The organism is Streptomyces sp. NPDC002853, from assembly GCF_053591915.1.
In genome coordinates, this window is sequence record NZ_JBSFUS010000002.1 from 125,421 (window position 1) to 142,226 (window position 16,806).

The window sequence follows — 16,806 nt, forward strand, 5'->3', positions numbered from 1 at the left end:
TGGTGGCGCTCCGCGGCATTGCTGCCCTGACGTTGAAAGGGCACCAGGCCCGCCGCGTTCTGGGGCACCGGGAGGCATGTGATGGAAATTCAGGTCCGTCACCGCGACGATCTGGGGCGGCAGCGCCTGGTGCCTCCAGGTGCCCTGCACGGGGCGCCGGTCGAGGAGTGGCCGGTGCTGCACGAGCAGCGCCCGTACAAGGGGCGCAGATCGAAGGTGCGCCAGTACTGGTCGTCGACCACGAAGAAGAGCTTTGTGTGCCGGTCCCTGGAGCACCGGGACGCGGCCATGGTCCTCGACCGGGACCCCGACATCAGCTATCTGTCCGCGTCGTCGCTGCAGTTGGAGTGGTGCGACGTCGGGGAGCGCGCCGGGGTGGTGGATCCGGCCTTCATGGCCCGCACCGTGGACGGACAACGGCGCCTGTACCTGTATGCCTGGGGCGGGCGGGAGCCCGACGAGCAGCAGAGGGCCATAGCGCAAGCGGCCGGGCACGAGGCCGGCTGGCAGGTCCGAACGGCCCGGGTCCCACAAGGCCTGCTGCGCCGCAACCTGTCCCTGGTCTCGCACTTCCGTCACGACGAGAATGCGGACGTGGAGGCCAAGCCTGCACTGCTGCGGGCCTTCGCCCGGCCTCGCCCTCTGTGCGAGGGCGCCGACTGTCTCTCACTCCCCCGGCCCCTGTGCTGGCATCTGCTGTGGACCGGCGAGTTGACCACCCACTGGGACCTTCCCTTGATCCCCACCAGCATCGTCTGGGCATCTGGGCAGAGCTCATGAGTGCCTCGCCGGCGTCGGGCGCGGGGGAAGCGGACGGGCCGGCAGACGTACTGCGGCCGGGCATGACGGTGCGGTGGGAGGCCGGGCGCTATCTGATCGGCGCCGTGCAGGGCTCCACGGTGCACCTGGCGGCCCTGGACGAGCACGGCCTGGACGCTCAGGTGCTGGTCTGCGTGCTGGTCGCCGCCAACGACTTCGCCGTACTGGATGCGGACGGGGCACCTCGGCAGCCGGAGGCGCTGCCGGACCTGTCGGTGCTGGACCGTCTGGACGAGCCCCAGCGGGAGATGGTGCGGCGCTGGCAGAAGCACGTCCAGGAGGTGCTGACCGGACGCCCCCTGCGCGTGCGGGAGGGCCGGTTCACCCCGCGGCCCGGCTACGACCCGGCGACGACCACCCGCAGCGCCCGCTACGCGCTTAAGGCAACCGAGCTGGCGGCGGCCGGGCTGACGGGTTCGGTCGCCACGGTGCAGCGCAAGTGCCTGGCCTACGAGAAGGAGGGCATCCTCGGCCTGATCGACCAGCGCTGGCTGCGCACCAGCTCGCCCCACGGCCGCTGCGATGAGCGGCTCGTCAAACTGGTTTTGCAGGAGCGGACACCGGGCGGCGAGTCGGCGGGAACGCTCTCCCGGCTGCGCAGACGCGTGCGGATCGCCCTGCGCCGCGCCCACCCCGACGAGTTCGACGAACTGTGGCCCGCCCGGTCGACCTTCTACGACCTGCTGCAGCGGCTGGGGATCTCCGTGGCGTCGGAAGGGAAAGCCGCCCGGCAGGACGGGCCGGGCGAGGAGCCTGCCGACGGGCCTTTCCACCCGCCCGTGGTGTCGCTGCTGGGCGAGCGCGTGCAGATCGACTCCACCGGACTGGACGTGATCGCCCGCGGCGACGACGGGCGCCCCGTGCAGGTGGAGTTGACCTACGCAATTGACAACCTCACCCGCTGCCTGCCCGCCGGGATGATCGTGCCGAAACACTCAGGGCGCAAAAAGGGACCGAGGAGCCGGCGCCGGGGCGGACGCGGGACCAAGGCGCTGGACGCCTCCTTGCTGCTGGCCCAGATGATGGCGCCGTTGCCGGCGCGCCCAGGCTGGTCCCCGCTGGCACTGGCAGAGAACTCCGACCTGCCCTTCACCGAGATGCTCGCGCAGGACCCGCGGATGGCCGGTGCTGCGGCCCGGCCGGTGATCCGCCCGAAGACCGTGGTCGTCGACAACGCCAAGATCTTCAAAGCCGGGCACTTCAGGGACGCCTGCGAGACGCTGAGCATCGAGGTGGAACCCGCCCGGGAACGCACCGCCCAGGACAAGGGCATCATCGAGCGGACCAACGCCTCGATCAAGAGCGGCTTCTCCCAGCACGTCGCCGGTTACACCGGCAACCGGCTGGACCGGCGCGGCAAGAACGTCGAGCACGAACCTCTGCTGTCCTTGAACAAGTTGCAGGACCTGTGGCACGAGTGGGTCGTCACTAAATGGCAGACCACGGAGCTCGAAGGGCTGCGGTGCCCCATCTACCCCACCATGGTGCTCACACCGAATCGGATGTACGCGACGGCCGTGGCAACCGAGGGAGTGCCCCGGCCGGCCTCCCCTGAGGAGAACCGCAAACTGCTCCTGCGCGCGCAGCGGATCGTCACCCGCGACGGCATCAAGATCGACAACCGGACCTATATCAGCACCCGCATCAGGGACTTCAAGCACCGCCACACCGGCATCAAGGGACAGGGACGGCGCTGGCCGATCTACTACAACCCCTATGTCCCGCAACGGGTGTGGCTCTACGACCACAGCGTCGAAGCCGATCCGGGACGCGACCCCTGGGTGCCGTTCGACTTCAAGTACCAGCACTTGATCCACGACGCCTGGACACAGTACTTGTGGGAGCAGGCCGCGCTCCTCACCGGCGAGCAGGACGGCCGGGAGGGCACCGAGGAGGCCATCGCCCGCGCGGTGGACGACCTGCTGGACCGCGCGCGCCGCGGCTCCGGATCCGCCCCCTCCCCCGCGGCCGCCACCCCGGCGGCCGCCTTCGTCCCGCAGACGCTGGAGATCACCGAGGCGGCCGTCAACCCCTACGCCGGGATCACACCGGCCGTCCCGGGCAGCGTACGGCCCGCGCCGCTGCTCAACGTCGCGGCCAAGGACCTCTTCCCCGGCCAGCGTGCGACCGGGCCGGCAGAGGACTGCGCGGGCCCGGACAACGAGTCGGCGCCGCAGCAGGAGCCCGCCGCTCCCCCGGGCCGCAGGCGCCGCTCCCCCGCCGCGCGGCCCCACGGGCTGGCCGGCGTGCCCGGCGACATCTTCCGCGGCATGCGGGCCAAGCAGGCCCGGAAGCCTTCCGAGTCCCACGACGGCGGCAATGCGCCGCTGGGACCCAACCGGCAGGAGACATGATGGACAACCTGGATATCGCGCAGCGCGCGGGCGCAACGGATTCGACACACCAGTTCCTGCGCTACGAGCCCGAACTCCTCACAGAACGCGACGGGTTCAACGCCTTCGTACGCCGCGAGCGCAAGAAGCCGGCGCTGGCGGACTGCGCTCCCCTGGGCACGGAGGTCACCGACACCGATCCGCGCATGATCTACCACGGGGAGATGATTCCCGTCATGACCCCCGACGTGGCGCAGGGGATCAAGGACGCGCGGCGCACGTTGCGCACCAACCGGTTCCGGCCCCTCGGCAAGCGCATGAGCATGATCATCGACGGGTGCGCCGGGAAGAGCGTCCTGCTGCTCCAGATCGGCCGCGCCTACCAGGGGCTTCTGGAGACCGAGCGAAGGCCGGACAGTATCTGGACGCCGGTCGTCCACATCAACGTCCCGCCCCGCTGCGACAGCAACCTGGACTGGTCCCTGCCGTTCGCGGACTACTTCGGCATGGACCACACCCTCAACGTCGAGAAGCGGAACTACCGCAGCACCGACATGACCGAACCCGTCGTGCACCACATGAAGGAAAGCAGAACCTCGCTCATCCTGATCGACGGCGTCGACCGCATCCACGACAGCGAACTGGGCACCGCATTCGACTACTTCGACTCCCTCCAGGCCCGGCTCCGCGTATCGATCATCTACTGCGGGCGCGGCGCCACCGACATCGTCAACGAGGGCCTGCGCCGGCACGGCCGCAGTGGACGCCCCCACACCTCGGAGCAGTTCCGCAGCAACCTGCCCGTCATAACGATCAAACCGATCCCCTTCCGGAAAGGACTGGAGGAGGACTGGCGCAGCGTACTCAAGGCCTACGACAAGAACCTCGCGCTGCACAACCACACACCCGAATCCCTGCTAGGCCTCGATAGGTTGCTCCACGAACGCACCGGCGGCTACATGGACAGCCTCGACCAGTTGCTCTGCCAGACGGCCCAGCAGTCCATTGAGGACGGCACCGAGGCCATCACCGAGGAGGGCCTCAACGACATGATCGTGGGCCGCCAGGACTGCGAGGACGACTGGGCATAGCGCCCGGGTCTCTGGATCTGTGGCGCTCTGCGGGCCGCCCGGTTGCGACCGCCGGAGGCTTCGTCCTGTGCTGGCGCGGTGTTTGTGGGGAGGCTTGGGAAATCAGCGACGCACTGCTACAGCGAGGGAACCCACGGCACCAGGCGAGTGAGGTCACTGCGTAGGGTGCACCCTCCTCGTCTTCGCACAGGTACCCCTGGCTGGGACTTCACGCTGTTTCAGCCGGGGCTTCGCACCCGACGGGGACTCGCGCCCCAGGCAGCCTCTTCGCCACTGGCCATCACGATGAGGCCCGGCAGGGACCGGGCACGCCGCGCCCGCCAGCAGGTATCGATCTGCTGCAGCGGCCGTGGAGGGGGCGCGCTCGTGCTCGAGGAGTCCCGGGAGCCACACGGACGGACGTCGGTCTGCCCCCGATGTCAGTGCCTTGGCGTGGGGAAGAAACCTGCTCGCCTGCCCCCTGCTCCGGTGAAGTGGTAGGTGGTTGCTTCCGAGAGCACCTTGGTCGGCGGGTCGCCGTTCTCGATGATGACGGCTTGGCCGGGAAAGGAGAGCATGTCCTTGTAGAAGCGGTCGACGACGGTGGAGGTCAGTTCAATATCGGGGATTTCGTCCGGTTCCGGATCGCGGTAGGTGACCACCGGTGAGTCCAGGACCACGAAGCCGAGATGGCTGAGGTCGCGGTCCATGCAGAAGCGTGCCAGCGCCGTGGTGAAAGCCGAGTGCAGGACAGATCGCATACCTTTGCCGCGCTCCGCCCGCTTGCGACCGCCCGCGCGGACCTCGGCGTAGTACTGGTCGTATTCCGCGTGATCGACGCCCGGGACCTGCCATGCGTCAAGGGTCTGTTGGAGGACGGAGTCGAAGTCGCTCAAGATCCTCGTCGGGATGTGTTGGGTGGGACGCGTAGAGGTAACGGCCCCTTCTGCGACCAGACGGGAGCGCTTCTCGTCCAGCTCCGCGATGCGCTCGTGCAACTCCAGTTGCCGCTCGACAATCGACCGCTCCTCCACGAGCTCTTCGACGTCCGCTCGCAGCTCGGCGATGCCGCCTTCAAGCTCGGCGATGATCTGGTCCCACACGCCGATGTCGGACTGTGCCTCAACGCGGCGATTCACACGGGCTGTCTGTTCGCCGGCGAGGTCGGCGATCGTCGGCAGCAAGTCCCCCAGCAGAGCGGTCGTCTTGGCGGCCTCTGCCTCCACGGCGGTGTGCAGCTGGGTGGTTTCCTCCGCTCCGTGGCCCGGCTGTTGATGCTCGCGTTCGGCGCCGCAGAACACGCAGGTGCCGACCTTGAAGTACCCCAAGATGCTGCCCACTTCGTTGACCATGGCCAAGCGCTCCAGGTCCGAGCGGTACTGGGCTTCCAGAAGCCTAAAGCGGCCCAGCAGGTCACTGACCTCGGTCAGTCGCTCGTCGAGGGCGGCCAGTTCCCGGGCGCTGTCCATGCGGGTGTCGACCGCTTCCCGGTGGGATTCGTTGACCTGGCGCAGCGGGCCGGACTGATCCTCCAGCGCTTCACGGATCCGGGCGAGCCGGGCGCGTAGTTGGCGGTCGTTCTCCTGCGTGGTGAGCTTGGCCGAGAGGTCGATGACGAGTTGGTCTAGAAGCTGGATCTGTCCCTTGTGGACGCGGCGCTGGCCTGCATTGGGGCCGGTGTCCACGGCCGGATCGCCCTCCCCGGTGACCAGGAACCGCATGACGGACAACTCTGCGGTGCGGGTGGCGGCCGTGCCGGTACGCAGTACCGGGGGCACCTCGCCGACCATGCGGTTCTCCGTGACCAGGGACAGGTGCACCAGGTCGGTCAGTGCCAGGGGGCGGGTGCCGCCCGCTTCGTTCTTGCGGATCAGAGTGTCGTGCAGGCCCAGCGTGCGCAGCAGATTGATCGACAGGCTGTTCTTGCTGCGGGCGTTGTGGACCGCGGTGACCGTCGCGTCCGGGGTGCGGATTACCTGATCGCGCAGATCCGCCTGGTACAGGTGGATGCTGTTGCTGTCGGGGGCACGGACCAGGGTCAGGGGGGCGCCGTCCGGCATGAGCAGTCCCAGAAGGATCTGGGTGTAGCCGTCCGCCTCCGGCACCATCGTCAGGTCGGCGCCGCCCAGCATGTATTCGATCGACTTGACGATGAAAGTTTTGCCGGTGTCGGAGGTGCCATAGATGACGGTCAGTTCCGGGCCGAAGATGATCTGCGCCGGGGGGACGTTGGACCCGGCATAGGTGAGATGGGTCAGCTGCAGCTCAGTCACGGCGGCCCTCGGATGGTGGAAGCAGGGAGCTGTTGAGCAGTTGCGCGGTGGCAGCGCGTACGTCGGTTTGCGGGACCCAGTGGTGCACGGCCCACTCGGCCCGCTCGCGCAGGCGCCCCACGTAGGGGGCTTCGAGGATGTCGACGAATGCGGGCCCGCGCTCGGTGGCGCGGTAGACCAGGCCGGTCTCGTCCGCCTCGACGCCGGCGAGCCCGGCGCGGATCAGGACGAGCAGTGCCTGTTCCAGCACGGTGCGCTTCATGCCGAGTTCGCCGGAGTGGCCGGGCAGGGAGGGGTGCAGGCTGGGCGGGCCGTCGAGGTCGCCGCTGTGCAGCACTGCGTGATCCAGCACCGCCAGCTGGGCCAGGTCCAGGGGCTTGGGGTGGCTCTCGGCGAGCAGCACCAGCGCGCGCACTCCGATCTCCAGCGGGCTGTTGAGCGGATTCATGCGGCTCCCCCTCCCTCTTCCTCACACCAGGTCAGTCGGCCATCGTTGGCCAGGTGATGGCATACCCCCTTGCGGTCCAGGGGCCTGACGTACCAGCTGAGAACTGTCTCGGTCAGAGCAATGGCCCCAGCCGCTTCGAGGACCGCCTGCAGACGGTCCCAGCCCAGTTCATAGCGTCGGTCGGACACCTCTACCGCAATCGTGTGGACGTCGTCCAGGACCGCGTCGAAGTGTCCTTCCGGGTAGGCGTCGCGGGCGAAGCGGCGAAGGGACTCGGCGCTGTAGAACGCTTCGCGCTGGCGTCGCATGTGTTGTCCGGCCTTGGGGTGCTGGGCGATCAGCTCCGGGGTGTCGGCCGCCTCTGGCCAGCGTTCGGTATAGACCTTCACCAGCTGCTGTACGTAGAGGGCTTCGCCGGGCTCGTGCTGCTCGGGAGGCTGCAGGATGGCGGGGCGTTCGCGTCGTTCGTCGACGAAGCGGGTCGCCCAGTGCGGGGTGGTTTTGTGCTGGGCGAGCATCAGGTCCATGTCGACGGGCACGAACATGGAAAAGTCCGTCTGCCCGGCCAGCTCTGCGACACGCAGCTGCTGCTCGGCGCTCAGCCTGGTGATGACCTCATCGGCGCTTCCCGTCAGGTCTTGGAGGAAGGTCGCGCGGGCCTGGCTCGGTTTCGCGAGGGCCTGGCGCAGGGTGCGGGCGATCGCGGGGGCGACGAAGATGTACTGCGTGGGCCGGGTGAAGTGCCCCAGCACCACGCCGGCAAACATCTTGCGCATCTCGGCTGCGGCGGTACTCCAGTTCAGGGCGTTCTTGTAGCGCTTGCACTGGTAGTTGTCCCACGGCCCTTCCAGGCCCTGCGGGGTGCGGTAGCCGGCCACATCGATCCCGTGGTCTCCGCTGCCGCCGTGCCGCTCCACCCGCACGTACAGCGGGTTCAGCGCAGGAACCCACTCCTTGACGAACTCCTCGAACTCGTCCGGGTCATAGCCGAAAACGATCTTCTTGGGGCTCGGCATAGAGGGGAACTGCATCACCGGCCCCTTCAGCACCAGGGCTGGCTCAGCGGGATCTCCTTGTGGCGCACGCGCCTGCTCCGACACGTTCCCCCCTTGAGTCCCCGATCGGTGCCGTCGCAACGGTTACGACAAGGGATATCACCAATGGATCGCTCACAAAAGAGCCACCTTCGATGCACAGGCGGTGACGCTCTTGGGTACCCCGCCCAGGTTGCGTCCTGGGCTACCGCCAACCCTCACGTGCACGTCGCCCGGGCTCAAGGAGGCCAGTTGGTGCCGTCGCGTGCCGGGGACCGGACCGCCGCCTGACGGGTCCTGCCCTGCTGCTTGAGTGCCAGGCCCTGGCCTGCGCCCGTGCCTCGAGCTGTAGGCGTTCTTGCTGCAGACGCAGAAGGGCCGGTAGGGCCGGGCCCTCCAACCCCGCGCCGGGTCTGGCCCGTTGCATGAGAAGCCGACGGTTTCGTGCGCCCCTCGGTGGTGGGCTGCAGGTCACCGGGTGGGAGGCTGGTGACATGCCTATGATTCAGCCGTTCGCTTTCGACTGGGACCGCGGGTCCATGCAGCAAGCCGAGCAGTGGAAATGGCTTGCGGTCGAGATAGAGGAGATCCGGCGGTGCGCCGAGGCAGGCGATCAGGCACACGACCGTCTTGCTCTCATCCTCCTCGACCACCTGGTGGAGGTGGTCATCGGCCGTGAGGTCAACGCCCAGCTGGCCTTCCAGATCGCTGACAGTCGCATCGAGGAGATGCGCGAGTTCCGTGACGGTGGCGGGGAGCTCAGCGAGGAGCTGAGCCGGCTCGTCGATGAGCACGTGGGGCCGGTTCGCCGTCAGGCCATGGACGACCGGCTGCACGAGAAGACCAAGTTCCTGATGCAGAAAAGCGTCCTGACGATCCAGGAACGCGACGTGCTCGACCGGCTGCACCAGTACCGCAACGCGGCATATCACCGCGACACACTGGAGCCGGATCTGATCTCCGATCTTGTCCTGGCCTACCGGGTTCTGGCCGACGAGCTTGTCGGTCGGCACCAACCCATCGGGTGGGCGATGGCGTCCTCCGGCCCCAGCCCGATCGTGACGCCCCAGCAACTTCGGGGCCGGCTCGCCGAGGGCGTGGACGTCGATATCCAAGCGATGGCCCGCCGGTTTCACGATCACGCGGTCAAGCGTGTGCAGGCCGTCATCGAGGCCGTCGCCACAGCGCGGCAGCTATTGGGCATCGACAACTCCGGGGAGGCGGACGCGTCCCTTCCTGATGACGACATGGCCCGCATGCTCAACGGCCTCAATGACGTGTCCAGTCACCTGCCGTCTTGGGCGAAACAGGCGCAGGGGTTGATATCCAAGACGTCGTCGCTCACCGGCCTGATGATCCCGTTCATCAACCTGGACCGCGCCCTGAACCGCATCGAGCCGTCCGTCAGACGCCTTCAGATGATCCTTGATTACTGGGAGCAGCAGCAGATCGATGAACTGCGCGGCAAGTAGCAGCGGCCGCGGGCAAATCGGGTTGCAGCCGACCGTCACCTCGGTGCAGGGTTGCGCACGGGTCTCAAGAGATCGCACGGACGCTGGCGGCGTTCCCGCGTTCCTCTGCGAGCCCAGCCAGGCATTCTCCCGGTCGAAGGACACCCCGGCCCCCCAGGTGCTGCGGCGTTGGAAACACGTGCAGCGCAGCACGGTGACGGCAGCGTCGCCCGGTTCACGGCCCGCTACCCCCAGCCCGACATGACGGCTGCGGAATTCGAGGATTTCGTGGTGGAGCTGCTGCGCTCGGTAGAACCCGCAGTCCTGGAGTTCACGGTGACATCGCACGAGACGGTCAAGGGCTCGGATGGCGGCTACGACATGGACGCGACCGTGCGCTACTCCTTCCTCCGCATGGACTTCCTCGTCCTGGTCGAGGCCAAGTGTCGGCTCCAGGCATCGTTGCGCTGCGTCGGCCTGCCTCGTCGGCGACGGGCCTGCCGCATCTGCCGGTCGCCGCTCTCGTCCGCCTTCTCCAGCAGGCCTTGGTCGTTGCCGGTCATGACGCTGGAAACCCAGCCCGAGCCGCAGTGCCATGGGGCTCTCCTGGCAAGGACGCGCCAGGGGCGCGGTCGCCAACGGCGGGCCGAGAGGCCTTGGCGACCAGCACGCGCGCCAAGCCTACGCTCACGACAGCACTTGCAACGATCAAGAGGAACTTCCGTACGGAAGCGTCCTTGCGGGCCCAGCCATGCAGTAACACGTCCAGGTGCACTTGAGTTGGAGTCCGGAACTACTTGCTGCGTAGCAGGTCAAGGAGGTGCTAAGCCGAGAAAGCCCAGGTCATCTGCCTCTGGCATTCGTTCAGATCTATTTGCAACATCGCAGGTCAAAGAGCACGCGATGAACCATGATCACATCATCTCTTGCTGGACGTGACACCATCACGGTCGAGGGCAACGGGACAGCAGACGACCTGGTAGGCGCCGAACCCGAGCACCTGGACAACTTCGCGTTCCTTCTGACCTGCGGACTGGCACAGTCCCGCTGCACCGGTGTGATGCTCGTGCGCTCCCCCGGCCTCGCAACCGATGAGCACGCCATAGTGCGGAGCCTGGCAGCTTCTCTGCGGCGTGATGGACGAATGCCCCGCCGCAGAAGCAGCCGAACTCTTAGGCAACCAGCTGGAGGCCGAAACCACCTTCGTCAACGCATTCGGCGTCCACTCCATAGACGAAGCCGACGAGACAGCAGGGGACTACCCGCACCCCGCCCACACCATCCTGTAAGGGCCTGCGAGCCAGTGACTCGCACGTGCAGGGGAGCCCGGGCATAAGGCACGGCTCCCCTGCACCCCACCAGCTCACCGGGGGCCCGCCGGCCCGCCCATGGCCCAGGTCCCGTCGGCCCGCCCCCCCTCCCCGCGGCGGCGGCCGCCGCGCACCATCCCACATGAGCAGCGGCCCGGACACACTCAGTGCTCTCACGTCCTGCCCAGCACGCCTCACCGCCCCAAGAACAGCACTCACCCACCGCCCCCTCCCCTGCAGAAGTTCCATGAGCCCATCTCTCAACCTCCGCTGATCCTGTACGTCACCGGTAGAGGACTCCGTACGCACAGAGCCCCCCGCTGGCCGTGCGCACGGAGACGGGCTACTCAGAAGAACTAGGTACTCCTCCCCAAGCGGAGCGCGATACCTGCCACCTAGCATCCCGATCATGACCGTTGAGCAGATGACCGGAGCGAATGACCAGGCGGCGGCACGTCAGCAGACGCTGGGGACGGCATCGCTGGTACTGGGCGCTGTCGCCGCCGCGATGATGGTCTCCCCGTTGCTGCTGATCCCTCCGATCCCGACGTGGGCCCGCCTGCTCCCCCTCTATCTCCTCCTGCCCGTGGGGCTCTCTGCAGTAGTCACAGGCACCGTCGCGCTGCGCAGAATGCGAGACCAAGCGGGAGCCGATCGCTACCGGGCACGCGCAGGCGTCACACTCGGCACCGCAGCCATCCTGATTCCACTAACAGTGATCACCTGGGCAATCTGGGCACTGAGCCAAGTCCAGACCTACTAGACGGCAATCCGCGTCGAGGCTCCGAGACGAGCTCTGAACTTGACTTTTAACTACCGAGCGGTCGTGGTGCCGAGCAACGACGCCGGTCTGGTGTCTAGGTGGTCCCTCGGACGACGATGCATGCCATGACGATTGACAGCTCGTGGTTGCGGATCGAGAACTGGTTGTGTGAGTACGCGCCGGCTGCGTACTCCTCATTGCCCCCTGCCACGGGCTCTGATGCGGTACGCGCGGCAGAACGCCAGTGCGGGCTCGTGTTTCCTGAGGACCTCATGGCGTCCCTGCGCCGCCATGACGGCTCAGGGGAGTGCCTGCTGCCCGGCAACTACCGGCTGTCCGGCGCAGACGAGATCGCGAAAGACTATGTGTGGTGGATCGGATCACAGCAGCGGGACGTTCCCGATGAGCTGCGCTATTGGCGTTCCTCCTGGTTGCCTCTGGCCAGAGATGGCGCCGGGGGTTCCCTCTTCGTCGAGATGGCACCTGGTGACCGGCATGGTCGCATCGGTGCGCATGCCCACGGTGACGGTGGACGGTTCGACGACTGGCCCCAGTACACCTCGCTGCAAGCCTTGCTCAGCTGGGCCGCGCAGGCCCTGTCCGACGGCTCTGCCACGGATGTCCTGGACTACGTGCTCACCACGGACGAACAGGGGCTTCCGTACTGGGAGGACGCGGACGCGGAACAGGACGGCGTGTCAGTGGTCTGGGACATGGCAGCCCTGAAGCACCGCTGCGGAGGGCTCTGACCCCTCGCGAGCCGTGATCACGGGCAGCATCTCGAACGCGTCTCGGACTTCGGGTGGGTTCTGGCATTTCACCGGCCATCACGCGACCGTGTGCCGTATCCAGTAAGGCATCTGATCTGCACGAAGGCCGTTGCCATGAGTCTGCCCTTGCCCAGGCCCTGAGCTTGTTCCTTTTCTTCCGGCATCGAACGGCGCCTCGTACTGAGTCGCTCACCTGAGGGTTTGCCGGACGTGGGGGCGGCCTTCGTCTGATCCTGTGCTCCGACCAAGGTGCACATGACCAAGATGAAGGCCGTGAGGGTGAGTCTGCTGCCTGATGTTGTGCGGAGGGATGCGTTCGCGGAAGCGTCACGCTTCCGGGGTGAGTTCTACGAGTGTCTGACCGCTCGGCGCGACGCGTTGTTCGAGCTGACGGATGCTGCGTGCGGACGGGGCGGTGAAGTCCCCAGTGGACCTGACGCTGTTGCCCGAGCATCAGCGTGGGCACGGAGCAATGTACGGAGGCCTGAACCGCGGCCGGATCGATGTCGGCCAGGTGCGGACGGTGCTGGCCGGGTTGTCGCTGCCGCGTTTCGACGGTGGGCGCCTGGTCCTGGCCGTCGATGTGTCGCCATGGCTTCGTTCGGACGCGCCGTGCTCGCCCGAGCGGCTGTTCTGCCATGTCTATGGCCGGGCCAAGACGGCGTCGCAGTTCATCCCGGGCTGGCCCTACTCCTTCGTCGCCGTCCTGGAGCCGGGCGCCACCTCTTGGACCGCGATCCTGGACGCGGTCCGGCTGGGACCGGGTGGATGACGCCACCGCGGTCACCGCCGCTCAGCTGCGGGGAGTCGTTGAACGGCTCATCGCCGCGGGTCAGTGGCAGGCCGGGGATCCGGATATCGTGATCGTCAGCGATGCTGGCTACGACGTCACCCGCCTGGCCTGGGTCCTGCGCGATCTGCCGGTCGAGCTGGTCGGCCGGGTTCGCTCGGACCGCGTCATGCGACTGCCAAGGCCGCCTCGTGTCTACGACCCGAAGGGCGGCCGGCCGCCTAAACACGGCCCGGAATTCCGCTTCGCCAAGCCGGAAACCTGGCCCGAGCCCACGATCACCACGGTCACCGCAACCACCAACTACGGCAAGGCCAAGACACAGACATGGGGCAGGGTCCACCCAAGGCTCACCCACCGCTCCTCATGGCTCGACCATGACGGTGAACTCCCTCTGGTTGAAGGCACGTTGATCCGGCTAAAGGTCGAGCATTTATCGAAGGAGCGTGATGCCCCGCCGGTGTGGTTATGGTCCTCCAGGACCGGAGTCGCTCCGGACGACGTGGACCGCTTATGGCAAGCATCTCTCCGACGCTTCGACCTGGAACACACCTTCCGCTTCGCCAAGCAGACCCTCGGTTGGACCACTCCGAAGCTCCGTACTCCCGAGGCGGCGGACCGCTGGACCTGGATCCTGATCGTCGCTCACACCCAGCTCCGGCTCGCCCGTCCTCTCGCCGAGGACCTCCGTCGGCCCTAGGAGAAGCCCACCACTTCCTACCGGCTCACCCCGGCCCGGGTCCGCCGAGGGTTCAGGAACATCCGCGTTCACCTCGCCTGCCCGACCCGTGTTCCCAAACCTCGAGGCGCCGGCCAGGACGACCACCTGGAGCCAGGAACAAACACCGGGCACCCCGATATGACGTCGGCAAAATCGTCAAACGCCCCGAGACTCTCAAGGCCATCGGCAAGCCTGGCAGGTCCTGGTAGATAAAGAACAAGCTCAGGACGCCGAGATAGACCTCCAGCGCGCCCCACGCCACGGGGCGGGATCGGCTTCTCCTTCCAGCCACCGCCCTTCACCCGGAGCACATGACGGCCGCCCTTGTCATGGTCGAGGTGGTCCACCCGCGCGTTGAACAGGGAGCGGCAACACTAGACACCCCCCACCCATTTTACGTATTATCAAACATGAGCGCTTTGTCGGGCGCCGCCACCAAACACTGACGCGCAAGGGGAAAAGCATGGCCGGCGCCGACGAACTCGTCGACTCCACACAGATCGTGGAACGCTACGGCACGAGCAAGTCCCGTATCAGCGAGTGGAGCAACGACCCCGGCAGCGGTTTCCCCGCGGTCCACCACGTCGAGGGCCGAAAAAAGTTCTGGGCCGCGAAGGAGGTCGAGGCCTTCTTCGCAGCCCGGGAGCGTGCCAAGCCCCGGCTGCACGTGCCCGCCGCGGTACGACGCGACGACCCGGACAAGCTCCTGACCAAGGGCGAAGTGGCTCGGCTGCTCGGTCACAAGTCCACATCCTCGATCAACAATTACATCCGGCATCACCCCGGTTACTTCCCCGAACCCGACCAAGACGGCAAGTACCGGCTGGGCACCATCCTCACCTGGATCGACAACCGCCCGGGGAAGGGCAAGCGCACCACCGCCGAACACCCCCCGCTGCCCGACGTCTCGGCCGCCGGCGACCCCGAGGAGCTCCTGGACACCAGCCAAGTAGCCGCACTCCTCGGATACAGCAGCATGAAATCCTTCTCCAGCGCCCGCTCCCAAGGCAACATCCCGGAGCTGCCGACACCCGACATACGCACCCGCGGCCGCGGCGGCCGCACCCAATGGAAACGCCACGTGGCAGTGAAAGCCGCACAAGACCGCGGCGCCCTCCCTCAGCCGTAAACCCCTGACTGCCCAAGCAGCGGACCCCGGCGGCCTGGCAGGCCCTGCCTGAAGGTCAGCGCGAGCGCCTGGAGCACACGGCGTCACTCCCGCTCTCCAGCCCTGGAAGTGGAGATGCCCGCGAAGTCGTGCACGGCAGCCATGAGCGTCTTCAAGGCGGAAAGGTGAGGAAGGGGACAACGTTGCCTACCGCAGGCGCGGGACCCTGTACCCCGGGATCGCCCGGGGCCTGGATCGACGTCTTCTGCCTTCGTCGTGCACTGGTGGGCGGGCTGCTGACCCGGGCAAAGGACGGACGTCTGGTGTAGGCCGGGGACGTCCCTGTTGGACGCGATCCGGCTGGAGCCCGGCGTCGACCTCGCCACGGTAATCGCCGACCAGGCCCGTGACGTGGTCGAACGATTCATTGAATCCGGTCAGTGGCACCGTAGGAGCACGCAAGGACCCAGCAGTAGCCGTCGGCTGGTCACCTCGCCCTCGTACACGGCTGGGGGGCGGTCGCCCCCCCCAGCCGCCCCCTACCTCAGGGCCTAAAGGATCGGCCAAAAGTTCCACCCAACCATCCCCAACAGGATGGATCCTCCCATGAAGATTACGGGCGAGGCGTACACCGAGAGCAAGGTGCGTCGCCCGAACTTGACCTCCAGGCCTGGTCCGAAGCTGATCTGCAGCCCCGAGTCCGGGGGTGACTGTTTGCCGTCTGCTGTGCCATGGTTGGTGGCCATGAGTTGTCCTATCGTTGAGCACGCCACAGCCTTCCCGGCCTCGCAAACCTGAAGGCAGCGGCGCGACACTCGCATCGCCTCAGGCATGAGGAGACGCAAAAGTGGGCCCCACCGTGCAGTGCACGGTGGGGCCCACTTTGATGTCGAAGACGCTACCGAAGGTCAGCTGGCAAGACAAGCCGATCATGCGGGATCCCTGGATTTACGGGTACCGTCATCCAATTTTTGTTACGTCATCAGGCGCACTGGTAGACCGGGGGTCTTGCCATGAGCTGTTGCCCAAAGGGCAGGGAGCCACCCACAGTTGCCGATCGCCCAACTCTATGGGCGAGGTAGGGCTTCTACCGCTGCCGACTTCCGGCGGCGCAGGAGCGCCAGCACCGCGACCGCGCCGAGCGTCATCCAGGCCTTTCCAAGGATCTGGCCTGGCAGGTACTCGAAGGAACCGAAGGCCATCTTGAGGAATATCAGGCTGTCGGCGAGGAGTCCTACCGCGTTCGAGGCGAGCATGGCGACGAGGAGGCCGCGCGTGCGAAGCGGCTCGTAGACGGCGAAGTCCATCGTCTCAGCGACGGCGAACGCGGCTGCCGACGCGAAGGCCAGGGCCGGGTCGGCGAGGAAGTAGGAGACGACCGTGCCGAGGGCTATCGCCGCGAGGATTGCCTTGCGGCCCGCGGCCTCACGAGCGAGGTCGCGGAGTACAAGGGCCAGGCCAACCATGTAGACGCCGGCTGGAGCGTCGTAGCCGAAGCCGACGGGCAAAGCACCGATGTGAGTGACGGCCAAGTTGGCGGCCGGGATGGTGGCGATGTAGGCGACGAGCGTGGCTATGCCGGCTGGAGCGGGGACGTTCACAGTCTTCTTTTCTTTCTTGGTATGGCAGGAGCCCGACCCGCCTGCGCTGAGCGGAGCGAAGGCGGGTGGCGCCCAGACAGTACAGCTCATGCCACTGACATTGATGCGGTGGATTGCGAAGCTGCAGGTCAGCCCGGCTTTCGGCTGCGGCAGTGGTGAGGACCACCAGAGCGACGCCTTGTGGGAGAGACCGGCTGGATGCCTCGGGCCGGCTGTGCTCGTCAGGACCCAGCCATGAGCATGGGCGGGATTGAGCCATCGTCATATGCAGCCTGATAGGCACCCACACCACTAACTGACCCATTTCGCACCGCT

11 protein-coding genes and 1 pseudogene are annotated in these 16,806 nt (G+C 66.9%); 8 read left to right on the forward strand and 4 right to left on the reverse strand.

The genetic code is table 11. The features are described 5' to 3' along the window. The first annotated feature begins 81 nt into the window (after positions 1-81). The 3 genes from ACWD02_RS05040 to ACWD02_RS05050 are packed head-to-tail and all read left to right on the forward strand — an operon-like array spanning position 82 to position 4,243. Positions 82-780 (forward strand): hypothetical protein, encoded by a 699-nt coding sequence (locus ACWD02_RS05040; protein WP_451204597.1) that lies wholly within the window; start codon positions 82-84, stop codon positions 778-780. Further along, positions 777-3,173, forward strand: a complete 2,397-nt coding sequence (locus ACWD02_RS05045; RefSeq protein WP_451204599.1) for a Mu transposase C-terminal domain-containing protein — start codon at positions 777-779, stop codon at positions 3,171-3,173. The genes ACWD02_RS05040 and ACWD02_RS05045 overlap by 4 nt, the downstream gene beginning before the upstream one ends. Beyond that, complete coding sequence (locus ACWD02_RS05050) at positions 3,170-4,243, forward strand: ATP/GTP-binding protein (protein WP_451204601.1); 1,074 nt, start codon at positions 3,170-3,172, stop codon at positions 4,241-4,243. Before ACWD02_RS05045 ends, ACWD02_RS05050 begins: the two co-directional genes overlap by 4 nt. 419 nt (positions 4,244-4,662) lie before the next feature. Here ACWD02_RS05050 and ACWD02_RS05055 read toward each other — a convergent pair whose 3' ends face one another. Genes ACWD02_RS05055 through ACWD02_RS05065 form a run of 3 tightly spaced genes read right to left on the reverse strand, consistent with a single transcriptional unit; the run spans position 4,663 to position 8,043 of the window. Further along, on the reverse strand, positions 4,663-6,495 hold the full coding sequence (locus ACWD02_RS05055; protein ID WP_451204605.1) for a hypothetical protein: 1,833 nt from the start codon (positions 6,493-6,495) through the stop codon (positions 4,663-4,665). After that, complete coding sequence (locus ACWD02_RS05060; protein WP_451204608.1) at positions 6,488-6,943, reverse strand: ABC-three component system middle component 2; 456 nt, start codon at positions 6,941-6,943, stop codon at positions 6,488-6,490. The genes ACWD02_RS05055 and ACWD02_RS05060 overlap by 8 nt, the downstream gene beginning before the upstream one ends. Next, entirely contained in the window at positions 6,940-8,043 is a 1,104-nt protein-coding gene (locus ACWD02_RS05065; RefSeq protein WP_451204610.1) for an ABC-three component system protein, read from the reverse strand. The genes ACWD02_RS05060 and ACWD02_RS05065 overlap by 4 nt, the downstream gene beginning before the upstream one ends. A gap of 434 nt (positions 8,044-8,477) precedes the next feature. Between ACWD02_RS05065 and ACWD02_RS05070 the strand changes: the two genes are divergently transcribed. From ACWD02_RS05070 to ACWD02_RS05090, 5 genes and pseudogenes are all read left to right on the forward strand, one after another. Continuing rightward, the gene (locus ACWD02_RS05070; protein WP_451204612.1) at positions 8,478-9,449 is read left to right on the forward strand and encodes a hypothetical protein; all 972 of its coding nucleotides are present in this window, start codon (positions 8,478-8,480) and stop codon (positions 9,447-9,449) included. 1,698 nt (positions 9,450-11,147) lie between these two features. Continuing rightward, positions 11,148-11,501, forward strand: coding sequence for a hypothetical protein (locus ACWD02_RS05075; RefSeq protein ID WP_451204614.1), 354 nt, complete (start codon positions 11,148-11,150; stop codon positions 11,499-11,501). 125 nt (positions 11,502-11,626) lie between these two features. Beyond that, positions 11,627-12,250 carry an SMI1/KNR4 family protein gene (locus ACWD02_RS05080; RefSeq protein ID WP_451204616.1) on the forward strand — a complete coding sequence of 208 codons (624 nt, stop codon included), beginning with the start codon at positions 11,627-11,629 and terminating at the stop codon, positions 12,248-12,250. Between the two features lie 285 nt (positions 12,251-12,535). Next, positions 12,536-13,991: pseudogene (locus ACWD02_RS05085) on the forward strand (NF041680 family putative transposase). A gap of 254 nt (positions 13,992-14,245) precedes the next feature. Further along, positions 14,246-14,911, forward strand: coding sequence for a helix-turn-helix transcriptional regulator (locus tag ACWD02_RS05090; protein ID WP_451204618.1), 666 nt, complete (start codon positions 14,246-14,248; stop codon positions 14,909-14,911). A gap of 1,046 nt (positions 14,912-15,957) precedes the next feature. Here ACWD02_RS05090 and ACWD02_RS05095 read toward each other — a convergent pair. After that, positions 15,958-16,491: a VUT family protein gene (locus tag ACWD02_RS05095; protein ID WP_451204620.1), complete on the reverse strand. Its 534-nt coding sequence runs from the start codon at positions 16,489-16,491 to the stop codon at positions 15,958-15,960. Positions 16,492-16,806: the final 315 nt, after the last annotated feature.